The following is a 12278-nucleotide window of genomic DNA, read 5'->3' on the forward strand; positions in this document are numbered from 1 at the left end:
TTTCGAGGCGAAAGAAAGAGGAAGAGGTGCTAGGTCATAGGCCATAGGCAATAGGGGGGAATGTGACGAAAAATTAAAAGAAACCTCCCCCTAGCCCCCTCGGAGAGGAGGAATGTGGAGACGGAAAAAGGAAGAAATGACGAGTGACAAATGAGGAATGACAAAGGGCAATGGGATAAATATTCTTAGAATATTAGCTCATTTCAATAAATTGTTGTACTTTTGCACCCTAAAAACAACAACTTAAAGAGAATTCTGCAAATAATTATGAAAAATAAAATCTTTACTTTTGTATTTTCTTTATTAATCATCACAACAACTCTCACTGCCCAAGAACTGCTACCGCTTCCTTTGCGTCAGAAAGAGGAGCTCAAAGCGCGTTCGTGGGTGCGTGAAACGCCTTTTGAGCAAGTGACAGTAAAAGAGATAGGCAATCGCATCAGTGCGCTGAGTGTAAACCCTAAAAATAGCAGTGAGTTTATAGTTGCTCCAGAAAACGGAGGTGTATGGCTTACCCAAAATGGCGGGGAAACCTACCAAGTACTATGCTCAACCCTCCCTACACAAAGTATCACAGCACTGGCAGTAGATTGGCAATCGAGGACTTTGGCGGTTGCGACCCCTTATGGCGTTTTTATCTCTACCGATAAAGGCAAAACAACTGACTTTAAGGGATTGGGAGGAATGCAACGCATTAGTAGTTTGTATATCAACCCTACTAACCCCCAAGAACTTGTGGCAGGAGTATTGGGTAACCCTTATAAAGCCGATGAAAAACGCGGTATCTTCAAAACTACTGATGGCGGAAAAACGTGGCAACAAAAACTATTTGTAAGCACTCGTGCGGGTATTACGCAAATTACTGCTTCGCCCGATGGGGCAATGCTTTTGGCTGTGTCGTGGGAAGTGAATAACAGTCAGTGGGACAGTGCTCCTTATGGCAGTAATAGTGCTATTTACAAGAGCGCTGATAAAGGCAATACGTGGACGAAAATCACGGTAAACAATGGATTTCTCAAAGGGAATAACATTGGTAAGATAGGGGTGAGTTGCTTTAACAATCAGACTTATTATGCGATAGTAGATAATCGCAATGCCAAAAAGAAAGAGAATATTAACACTGTACAGAAAGTAGTGCGCATTCATCTCTCCGCTCAAGATTTTGATGTGATGAGCAAAGCCGATTTCCTCGCGTTAGATAACAACCGTTTAAATGTGTTTTTGCACAATATAGGTCAGGACGAGAAATATACAGCTCAGAATCTCAAAGATATGATAGCTGCAGAGGTAACCTCTCCTGCTAAACTACTGAGTTATTTGGGTGTAAGTACCCAAGAGATTATAGGTGCGGAAGTGTACGTAACCGAAGATGGGGGTAATTCTTGGCAAAAGACGAATATTCAACCTCTGAATGATGTGTATTACCAAAACGGAGAGCGTTTTGGGGGCATCAGCGTAGACCTTAGTAATAAAAAACACTTATTTATAGGAGGATATCCCTTATTGGAATCTACCGATGGAGGCAGGACGTGGAAAAGTAAACAACCGATTTCGTTGAACAACAGCTATGAACAACTTTACTTACAACAGGGTACTCTATTTTGTACAACTCGCAGTGGATTACAGGTCTCTTACGACAACGGAAAAAGTTTTGCTTTTAAGAATGTACCACAAGCAATGGCTTTTACCCAGCTGAGTTACGACAAAGCTAACAAAACACCTTACTATGTGAGTGACCAGGTGGTATTGGCACAAAATAACAGTCATTGGAATACGTTCAGAAAAGCTATTCATTCGCTATCGTTTGGCAATGATAGCTATGCCGCAGAACCTTATGGCAAGTTCTTTACTTTTTTGCCTGATAGAGACCAGCTTTTCCCATTAGGAAGTGCTTATTACGGTGAAAACAAGGAACCGTTGCGTTTTGGCAAGAATGCACCGTTACTTATTTCGCCACAAAACAAAGATATTATTTACATAGGAAGTGACAAATTGCACATTTCTATGGACAAAGGTCGGAATTGGCGGACTATTTCGGACGATGTAACCAATGGTAACAAGCAGGGCAACAAGGCATATGGTACAATTTTGGCTATAGCTGAATCGCCTTTTATGTTTGGTTTGCTTTATACGGGTAGTGACGATGGTATGATTTACACCAGCGATAACGGAGGGGTATCGTGGAAACAGATATACAACGCCTTCCCTCGTCCGCTAAAAGTGAACAACCTTATTGCCTCTAAACACCAGCGTAACCGCGTATTGGCAACCCTTATTAGTACTGATGATTCCAATATCGACCCTATTATTTTTATGAGTAATGACAATGGCAAGAGTTGGACAGATATCCATTCTAACCTGCCCGATAGTAAAGTAAATGTACTCAAAGAAGACCCTAAAAACAGTCAGATTCTTTATGCAGGAACTGATAATGGGGTGTATATTTCGTTTAACTTAGGTGAAAGTTGGCAACCATTCAGCAAAGGATTGCCCGAAACAGGTGTTTACGATATTTATATAGACGAAATAAATGGCGAAATGACAGTTGCGACATTGGGATGTGGTATTTTTCGCACCTCGGTGAAGATGATGCAAGAGCTAAGAGTAGCGATTACCTCGCAAGATTTTTATCCACTTGAAACGCCTATTACGCTTCCTTATTCTGCGAATTGGGGAAATGCCAATAACGAATGGGAAGAACCTGTGAAGCCTAATGTGTATTTCTATGCTTTTGCTTCAAAGGAAAATTTATCAATACCTATAAAAGTGATGAAAGGACGTGTTACCTTGCAAACATTTACTTATAAGACAAATGTTGGGTTTAATTATATACCTTATGACTTGACGATGTCTTATGCGGGTAAGACAGCCTATGAGAAGAGTCTTCAAAAGATATTTTTACCTATTGCTACTGATGGTAAAGTATATCTACCCAAAGGACGCTACACTATTATATTTACGCTTCCTGACGGCTTTGAAGAAGAAAGAACACTTGATATATATTAGAAGGAAAGAATTTTATAAGGGGTTTAACAAAAAAGCACAGACGACTTGAGTTTATCAAGAAATCTGTGCTTTGCTTATATAAGAATATGCCATTAAAAAGCTTCTATTCTGTAACTATAGCTGTAAGGCTGATACAGATACAGTAAGTATTGTTCCATAGGTAAGTTACCCCAGCTGTTATCACCTCCCAAACCTAACTGTTGCAAATCGATGTCTAAGTGAGTATACTTATCAGGGGTGAGTTCACCTGCGTGTGTTTGTCCTTTTTCTATACCAGGAAATAACTGTGCAGGACTATAAGGCAGGGCATTTATATTTAGTAAAGAACCTGTACTATAAATGGCAATGTTTACTCCTTTTTTCTTACTGAGCTTTGCCCAACGCACATCAGTTTTATTACCATTCTCTTGCGGACGCACATAAGGGTAATACTGGCTAGCAATAGCTCCTTCGTACAAGCCTACCATAGCCGATGTTTTCCTATCCCAATAACTTTCCCAAGGACCTCTACCATACCACTGAATGCGCTGAAAAGGCAGAAGTGTAAGATGATTGCCTATCTTAAAAGTAAGCGTTTTGTCGTTCTTTAGCGGTTTGAAGTGATTGCTCACCGTTACGGAAGGCTTGCCATCAAAAAGCAACTCTTGAGTATAATTAATTGTACCTTCTACCAATCGTTTGCGTAGGGTTATCTTCACTTGACCAGAGTTTAGTTTCTCTACCGATATACGGACACTATCAGCTTTTTTATCTGCCTCTTGAAGCTGTTGCAGTTTTTTAGGTAAACCTGCCCCAAAGTCGTTATCAGTGCCAGCCCGCCATAAATTTACCTCTAAGCCTTCGGGAGTAAAGAGTTCTTCATTCTTCATTTGAAACGATACCCATTTGCCTGTTTGTTTATCTATTTTAGCTGTATAATGCTTATTATGCAATAGAATGTGACTGGTTGTTTCTTCTACCTCTAAAGGTGTTGTATCAGCAATAGCTTTTTGAGGAGTGTAGGAGGTGAGAGGAAACTCGGCAAAAGCAAGTTCTGTACCTTTCTTTAAAATGCCTTCTTCTTGTTTGAGACGGGCGGTACATTGCAAGATATATTCTGCTTTATCGTCTGTTTTAAGAGGAGGTAGTAAAAAAGTAGCCTCGCTTTGTGGTAATATTATTAAGTTGGTAATATTACCACTTTGAACAGGCACACCCTCTTTGAGCAGTTGCCAATGTATTTCGTAGTTTGATAAATCTTTAAAGAAATGTTTATTGCGCAACATCAGTTGGTTATTTTGATATTGAAAGCCTATTTCTTGTTGTACTTTGCGTACTTCATAGGCGTGAGGATGCCAACTTCTGTCGGAAGCTATTACTCCATTGATAAGAAAATTATTATCACTTGGAGTATTTTTATCACCGTAATCACCCCCGTAGGTTACTATTTTCTTGCCATTAGGTAAGGTTTTATAAAGCCCTTGATCGATGAAATCCCAAATAAAACCACCTTGTAGTTTAGGATAATGCTCATACACGTCCCAATATTCTTGAAAGTTACCTACACTGTTACCCATTGCGTGAGCGTATTCACATTGCAAGAAGGGTTTAGTATGATTGCTGAGCGCATAGTCGATAAGGAAAGGAATACGACGGTACATACGCGACTCGATATCGGTATTCCAATCGTAGTGAGCTAGTTCATAGTGAATAGGGCGTGAGGAGTCTAAGCCTTTTATGTGTTGGTAGCCTTTGTAGAAGTTCCAACCGTTACCAGACTCGTTGCCCATACTCCAAAACAGAACTGATGGGTGGTTTTTATCACGCTTTACCATACGTTCCATACGTAGCAAATGAGCATATTCCCACACGGGGTCATTGCCGATAGTCTTATCCATTTCATAATGCATACCGTGGCTTTCTATATTAGCCTCGTCCATTACATAAAGCCCATATTTATCACAAAGGTCATAGAAATAAGGGTCGTTAGGGTAATGAGAGGTGCGTACAGCATTAAAGTTGAGGGCTTTCATCTGCTTTACATCGTTCTCCATCTGTTCTTGACTCACTACTTGTCCCGTATACGGGTCGGTTTCGTGGCGATTCACCCCTTTGAAGAGTATGCGTTTGCCGTTTACCAAAATGTTAGCACCTTCTATCTCAATCGTTCTAAAGCCTATGGGACGACTTACTACTTCTTTCACCTTTCCCTCAGCATCGTACAGCACCATTTGTAAACGGTACAGATAAGGCGTTTCGGCACTCCACGCTCTCACTTGTGGTAATTGTGCTTCGAATTGCAATTCGGTTTTACCAAAGGTTTTTTTGAGTCCGATAGTTTCTTTTTGCTCTTGGTAGAGCAGTTGTTCTTTGTCGAACAGACTTACTTCCACTTGGTATTTAGAGGCATCGCTTGGAGTTTCGTTCCATACTTCTACCGAAGTGGTGAGTTTGCCATTGGTGTAGTTTTTATCTAAACTAGCGCTGATGCTAAGGTCGTATAAATGCACTTTAGGTCGCATATAGAGGTAGCAATCACGAGAAATCCCGGAAAAGCGCCACATATCTTGGCATTCGAGGTAGCTTGCGTCCGTCCATCGACGCACTTCCATTGCAATGAGGTTTTTACCCTTAGTGATATAAGGTGTAATGTCAAATTCAGAAGCCAACTTGCTGTCTTTACCCATACCCACAAACTTACCGTTTATATACAGTTTAAATGCCGATTTCACTGCTCCTAAATGTAGATATACCTTTTCTCCTTCCCAAGAAGAGGGCAAATCGAAAGTTTTGCGATACAGGCCAGCATTTTGTTGGAGACTATCAGGAATATCGGGAGGAGTAGGGTTCTTTTGATTGAATTCGTAAGAAGCGTTCACGTAAATTGGAGTGCCATATCCCTGTACTTCCCAATTAGAAGGTACAGGAATTTTCTTCCACTGACTTTCGTTAAAATTGGTTTTGTAGAAGTCTTTTGGCAACTGACGATAGTCTTCCTTCCAGAGGAAGGACCACAAGCCATTGAGATTTAGGAAACATGCTGATTGCTCTATCGTACCATTTTTTGCTTTAGCTATATTCTCAAACGGAAAGTAGGAGGCACGCATTGGCATTCGATTGATTTCTTGCAGTGCTGGATTTTCGAAAATGGAATCCAAGTGTTGGGCATAAGAGACTATAGTTAGAAAAAATGATATGATAATGTATAGGTAGTTTTTCATATAAATAATATATTACAAATTTTGGCAAAGTTGAATCCTTATAAAATTCATTTCACAGGAAACTCTTTATTGAAAAACACCTTCTCAGCCAAATCGTCTTGCTTGTCTCGAATTTCTTTTAAAAGTAAAGCTTCTAACTGTTTAGTAATTTTCAGATATTCTTTTTTGCCATAGACGTTGTTGAGTTCTTTAGGATCAGTTTTGAGGTCAAATAGCTCCCAAGTATTCACGCGTTTGTAGTAACGAATGAGTTTATAACGATCAGTGCGAACACCAAAATGAGGTGATACTGCGTGTTCTCCGTTTTCGTAGTAGTGATAAAATATTTGATTGCGTATAGGTTTGGCTTTTTTAGCAAACAACGGTAAGAACGATTTGCCTTGTATGTCAGCAGGGATAGGCAAGCCAGCCAATTCTAAGAAAGTAGGTGCCAAGTCGATGTTCAACACAAAATCATCGTTGGTTGTGCCTTTAGGAAAAAGTTTAGGGTAAGAGACAATCATTGGGGTACGGAAAGATTCTTCGTACATCCAACGTTTGTCAAACCAACCGTGTTCGCCCATATAAAAACCTTGGTCGGACATATATATAATCACAGTATTGTCTTTCAGTTTGTGCTTTTCTAAGTAATCGAGCATACGCTGAATGTTCTTATCCATCGATCTTACGGTAGATAGATAATCACGCATATAGCGTTGAAACTTCCATTGTGCTAATTCTTTACCACTGAGATTGGCGTTGAAATACTGCTGACGTATAGGGTTATAGAAATCGTTGTAATGTGCTAATTGAATAGCCGTCATACGAGAGAAGTTTGCATCTTGCACTTCTTCTTTTTCATCTTTGAACATCTTCAAATCGTAACCCATCATCATATCCTTACCAATGGACATTTCTTGCAAACTTGCGGGCTTGCGAGTTGCATAATCGTCAAAGAAAGTATCGGGCAATGGGAAGTTTACCAGTTCATAAGCTCCTAATTCAGGTAAATCGGGCATCCAAGTACGATGCACCGCTTTATGCCCCACAACCAAGCAGAAAGGTTTATTAGGGTCACGACGATCGAGCCATTTTTCGGCTTCATCTTCAATGATATTGCTTACATAACCTTGCTCGTTTACACGTTTTTTACCTTCAATGATAAAGTCGGGGTTAAAATAACGACCTTGGTCAACTAAGATTTTGAAGAAGTCAAAGCCCTTGGGGTCATCACCTAAGTGGTATTTTCCCACCCAAGCAGTTTGGTAGCCTCCTTGTTGCAAGAGATTCACAAACTGTTGTTGTGAAGAATTATAGTGTGATGTCTCATTGTCCATAAAGCCATTCTTATGGCTATACTTACCCGTGAGAATACAAGCCCTACTAGGACCACAAATGGAGTTGGTAACAAAAGCTTTGTTGAACCTTACCCCCTCATTAGCAAGTTTATCAATTGCAGGAGTTGCATTAGTAGCCCCATTGTTATAAGCTCCAATCGTTTGATACGAATGGTCGTCTGAAACAATAAGTATAATATTAGGTTTGCTTTGTGCAAAAACTGTTGTGGCATATAAAAGCCCAAAGAAGAATACGAATTTTTTCATAAATGAATTGGTGTTAAAATGAACCACAAAAGTACAGTGACTTTTTTAAAGTACCAAATTAATTAAGAAAAAAATATTCTATTATGAGTATTTATATAAAAAGAAGTTAGTAATAGCATTCTAAATATAAAAAAAAGCTCCCTAATTTCTTAGAGAGCCTTTTTCACAATGCATATAAATACTACTACTAACTCCAAAAATGAAGAAAATTTTTCAGTTTTAGAATCTCTATTACTGTTCTCAGTAATAAAGTTTTTTTACATAAGATTTTGTTTTAAGTTTGATAGTTTTAATGAAAATGTTTTTTCTAATTCTTGTTTTAACAATGTTTCTTTTAGCAATCTTCTGTTTACTATATTGAAAACTCTGTGCCAAAAAAACATTCCTTTATATTACATTTTGTAAATTACTGATTATAAGGAAGTATATTTTGATAATAAAAAAGTAATTACTTTTTGCAACCTTCTTTTTATTTGTGTAATTACACGTTTTTGATGTCTATTTACACACTTTATAGCGCTACACTTTTACCTTAGTTAAAAACTCTTGTGTATTAGGTCCCTCGTGGAAAAGCAAATCTAAAATAGATAAGTTAGGAATAAAACCATATTTATCTGAGAATATTTGGTGGTAAGAGGGCATTGTTACAGGGTATTTTTTTTTAGCACTACTCAAAAAACGATAGTCTTTCACTCCTTGTGGCTCGGCTTCATACGTTTTTGTCTTGTCAAAGTTAATATGTACTAACAAACAGGCTAAAACGGTTTCAATTGTGTCGATATTTACATCGAGTAGGTAAGTATATTGTTTTTCAAAAATACGCACCAAATCGTCTTCATAATACTCAAAATAAGGAGATGTGCGATAGGCTGTCTCTAAACTTTTCCAGTGCAGGCGTTGCCATAGGAAATTATTCTCTACTTTCACATCTTTGAACAACTGTCGTCCGGTATCACCTCCTACGTGCTTAATAGGTAAGTTTAGGGATTGCTTGCCATTGGCACCGTAAATATATGTGCGATTGCGCAAGGTTTGTTTCTGATAGTTGTCAGAGACTTCTAAAACGCAAGGTGTGTTCAACATCAAGTGAAATTGAGCAATAGAAGGAAAATAAGTAGGGTGTAATAATACTTGTTCTACCATATTATTCTTTTACTTTTTTCTTTTTAACCAAACTATATACCAGCCACAAACCAAGTAACCCAAATACAATATATCGGTAGGACACAGGTTCACCTTCACCATTTACGGTAGTGAACAAACGCTGCCAACGTATTTTCTTAAATCCTGAGGCATTCTTGTCCAAACTCATCCAGATGAGTACGGGTTTACCAAGCACGTGATCTTCAGGTACAAAACCCCAAAAACGACTGTCTTCTGAATTGTGACGGTTATCTCCCATCATCCAGTAGTAATCTTGTTGGAAGGAATAAGAGGAAGCTTTCTGCCCATTGATGTAAATATCATCACCTTTTGTTTCTAATTTATTGTGTTCATACTCACTAATAATGCGTTTATACAAAGGCAAATTCTCTTTAGTAAGTGTTACGTTTTTCCCTTTGGCAGGAATGGTAATAGGTCCGTAATTATCCTCATTCCAAGCAAAAGTAGGACTGTGAGGGAAGATTGCAGGATTGTAGACCCCAGCCTTATTTACATTGCGAGTAACTGACACAATACTTGTATTAGCTTCCAAAGCCTTAGCTACATCATCTGTAAGGGAAGTAAAGATATAAGTGTCGTTGTTGATGGGATAAGCGGGATCGGTAACACCGTACTGTTGGTACATCACTACTCTAAACTCATCGGGATGAGTGAATAAATTGGGTTGTGTAACCACTATATAAGAAGTTTGTAACTTGGCACGTACAGGATAGATTTCTTTTTTGCCATTTATCCATACATCGCCGTTTTTGATTTCTAATACATCGTTAGGGATAGCTACCGTGCGTTTTACATAGTTAGACTTCTTATCTATGGGCTTATCTACGTGAATACCCGAATTGTCTCGGAAGTACCTTACTGTATCAGTAGGCCAGTTGAATACCGTAATATCATTGCGCTGTACTTTCTGCAAAGCAGGTAAACGCAAATAAGGTAACTGAGGCGTTTTGATATACGATCTTGTGCCTATTATAGGAATTGAATCGTGTACCATAGGTAATGATAGTGGAGTCATAGGTACACGCACTCCGTAGTGAAACTTACTTACAAAAAGAAAATCGCCTACCAAGAGGGTTTTTTCTAAAGAAGAAGTAGGTATCATATAAGGCTGTATGAAGTAGGTGTGAATAGCCGAAGCTGCTACTACTGCAAAGATAGTAGCACTCACCCAAGAGGAAACATTCTTTTTGATGACTTCTACATCTTTACCTATGTAGTGTGTAGAAGGTAAATAGGTTATGTAGGCAGCAAAAAGTCCCAAAGTAATTATTGATAGCAGGGTGTAACGCTTCTTGCGATAGTTAAATACGTGTAACCATTCGTAAGTCATCACAATTACCATAATATTACCTATTACAGGCAAATAGAGCAGGAATACCCACCACCAAGGACGAGAGATAATACGTAAGAAAATAACGGTATTGTAGAAGGGAACAAAGGCTTGCCACGCTTTGTAACCTGCTTTTTCATATCCTTTCCAAAAGAATAGCCCATTGATGAGCTGTGCAATGATTAAAATATATAAATATATCATAATGATGAATGATTAACGTTTAAAGGTTCATTACTTTTTGTTCTCTTAATTGTTTTAAGAATGTTGCCACACCATCTTTGGAGTGGTGAAGTGTTATTTGTTTGGCTACAGCTTTTACTTCGTCGCGAGCATTAGCAACTGCTACACCACAACCTACGCCTTTGAGCATCTCCAAATCGTTATAGTTATCGCCAAAAGCTATTGCTTCGCTCAAAGGTAAATGATATATCTCGTTTGATACTATTTTCACTCCTGTGAGTTTAGAAATACTGATATCTGATAGTTCTATATAAGTTTCTCTCCCGCGATAGATTTGCATTACCTCTGTATATCTCTCGTTTAGTAGCTTGAACATTCGCTCTATAAGAGTTTCTTCTCCCATTAACATTAGCTTGTGAGCGCCGTGTCCTGCTTGTTTCCACAGAGTGAGTACTTCGCGATTGGGTCGCACGGTAGGAGTTACTTTGGTAATTGTTTCTTCACGTTGTGCCCATTCATCGTTAGCGGGTACATACCACTCGTCGTTATAATAAAAACTAATGTGTATCTGAGCATTGAACTCTTGTTCGTTGAGGGCGACTAATTCTTCGAGAATAGAGTAGGGGATAGTAGTAGAGTGTAGTACCTTTTCGCCATTGAGCACTAATCCGCCATTATAAGCGATAAGTGGTAATCCTGCGATGCCTAAGTCTTTTTGTATGTGATACATTTGCTCAGGCATACGTGAAGATACTAAAATGAAAGGTATTTTGTCTTTCAGTTGTTTTACTTCGTGAATGGTGTTCTGCGTAAGGGTTCGCGAACCACTTAATAGAGTGCCATCGATATCAGAAAAGATAATTTTATACATTCTTTTAGTTAAGAGTCCTATGTTAAAAATTATGAGTTATTAAAGTGCAAAGATAATGCCTTTTTTTAAGATAAGTAGTTTTTTGATTAAAAAATACGCTTAATGAAGGTTGAGTACATCGTTCATCGTAAATACTCCTTGCTTACCTACAATCCATTCGGCTGCCATAACAGCACCGAGAGCAAAGCCTTTGCGATTGTGAGCAGTATGCTTGATTTCTATGGTGTCTACCTCACTGGTATAGGTGATGATATGAGTGCCTGGGACGCTATCTGTGCGCTTGGCTACGATAGGGATTTCGTTCTCGGTAGCTGTGTTTAAATGCCAACCTGTTTTATCAGTTTCAGCGATAATACTTTCTGCCAAAGTAATCGCAGTACCGCTGGGGGCATCGAGCTTTTGAGTGTGGTGAATTTCTTCGATAGCTACCTCATAGTCTTTGAGTTTAGCCATCAGTTTGGCTAAGGTTTTGTTCAGTGCGAAAAATACATTTACCCCTATACTGAAATTAGAGGCGTAGAGAAAAGCGGTTTGGTGCTTTTGGCACAAAGCTACTGCCTCGTTGTATTGGGCTAACCAACCGGTAGTACCTGCAATCACGGGTACTTTGTGTGTGAGACAGTTGCTAATATTAGCAAAGGCACTGCTGGGGGTGCTGAATTCTATAGCCACATCGGCTATTGTAATGTCGTAAGAAGTTTCGGCATTATCTATTTTTAACACGATTTCGTGTCCGTGAGCGATGGCTATTTGTTCAATGGTTTTACCCATTTTGCCATATCCGAGTAAAGCTATTTTCATAATTGACTATTATAAATTAAATATTTTATTTCTTCTGTTAAAACACGCAAAGTCGTAGCACGACAAGCGGATAAAAAATGAACGAACGAGTAACGAATGACGAGTGACGAACAAAAGACGGTGCGAGCCGCACGGGCAGA

The 12278-nt window shown here is 38.9% G+C and carries 7 protein-coding genes; 1 reads left to right on the plus strand and 6 read right to left on the minus strand.

Features of this window, described 5'->3' with window-relative positions; genetic code table 11:
• Positions 1 to 267 precede the first annotated feature (267 nt).
• Positions 268 to 3006 carry a sialidase family protein gene (locus HMPREF9072_RS08985; RefSeq protein WP_009411412.1) on the plus strand — a complete coding sequence of 913 codons (2739 nt, stop codon included), beginning with the start codon at positions 268 to 270 and terminating at the stop codon, positions 3004 to 3006.
• Between the two features lie 92 nt (positions 3007 to 3098).
• Here the strand turns inward: HMPREF9072_RS08985 and HMPREF9072_RS08990 are convergent, their stop codons facing one another.
• The 6 genes from HMPREF9072_RS08990 to dapB all read right to left on the minus strand — a co-directional run bounded on the left by HMPREF9072_RS08990 (position 3099) and on the right by dapB (position 12138).
• Positions 3099 to 6206 (minus strand): glycoside hydrolase family 2 TIM barrel-domain containing protein, encoded by a 3108-nt coding sequence (locus HMPREF9072_RS08990; protein ID WP_009411413.1) that lies wholly within the window; start codon positions 6204 to 6206, stop codon positions 3099 to 3101.
• Positions 6207 to 6253: 47 nt separating this feature from the next.
• On the minus strand, positions 6254 to 7789 hold the full coding sequence (locus HMPREF9072_RS08995; RefSeq protein ID WP_009411414.1) for a sulfatase: 1536 nt from the start codon (positions 7787 to 7789) through the stop codon (positions 6254 to 6256).
• Between the two features lie 519 nt (positions 7790 to 8308).
• Positions 8309 to 8932 carry a WbqC family protein gene (locus tag HMPREF9072_RS09000; RefSeq protein WP_009411415.1) on the minus strand — a complete coding sequence of 208 codons (624 nt, stop codon included), beginning with the start codon at positions 8930 to 8932 and terminating at the stop codon, positions 8309 to 8311.
• A gap of 1 nt (position 8933) precedes the next feature.
• Positions 8934 to 10487, minus strand: coding sequence for a signal peptidase I (gene lepB / locus HMPREF9072_RS09005; protein WP_009411416.1), 1554 nt, complete (start codon positions 10485 to 10487; stop codon positions 8934 to 8936).
• Between the two features lie 19 nt (positions 10488 to 10506).
• Complete coding sequence (locus HMPREF9072_RS09010) at positions 10507 to 11337, minus strand: Cof-type HAD-IIB family hydrolase (RefSeq protein WP_009411417.1); 831 nt, start codon at positions 11335 to 11337, stop codon at positions 10507 to 10509.
• Between the two features lie 99 nt (positions 11338 to 11436).
• Entirely contained in the window at positions 11437 to 12138 is a 702-nt protein-coding gene (dapB, locus tag HMPREF9072_RS09015) for a 4-hydroxy-tetrahydrodipicolinate reductase (protein ID WP_009411418.1), read from the minus strand.
• Between the last annotated feature and the right edge of the window lie 140 nt (positions 12139 to 12278).

Source organism: Capnocytophaga sp. oral taxon 324 str. F0483, assembly GCF_000318315.2.
Classification (GTDB): Bacteria; Bacteroidota; Bacteroidia; order Flavobacteriales; family Flavobacteriaceae; genus Capnocytophaga; species Capnocytophaga ochracea.

Excerpts from the sequence above, each read along its gene's own strand:
- HMPREF9072_RS09010 (WP_009411417.1), bottom strand. The coding sequence starts at position 11,337 with ATGTATAAAATTATCTTTTCTGATATCGATGGCACTCTATTAAGTGGT.
- HMPREF9072_RS08985 (WP_009411412.1), top strand. The coding sequence starts at position 268 with ATGAAAAATAAAATCTTTACTTTTGTATTTTCTTTATTAATCATCACA.
- HMPREF9072_RS08995 (WP_009411414.1), bottom strand. The coding sequence starts at position 7,789 with ATGAAAAAATTCGTATTCTTCTTTGGGCTTTTATATGCCACAACAGTT.
- HMPREF9072_RS08990 (WP_009411413.1), bottom strand. The coding sequence starts at position 6,206 with ATGAAAAACTACCTATACATTATCATATCATTTTTTCTAACTATAGTC.
- lepB (WP_009411416.1), bottom strand. The coding sequence starts at position 10,487 with ATGATATATTTATATATTTTAATCATTGCACAGCTCATCAATGGGCTA.
- dapB (WP_009411418.1), bottom strand. The coding sequence starts at position 12,138 with ATGAAAATAGCTTTACTCGGATATGGCAAAATGGGTAAAACCATTGAA.
- HMPREF9072_RS09000 (WP_009411415.1), bottom strand. The coding sequence starts at position 8,932 with ATGGTAGAACAAGTATTATTACACCCTACTTATTTTCCTTCTATTGCT.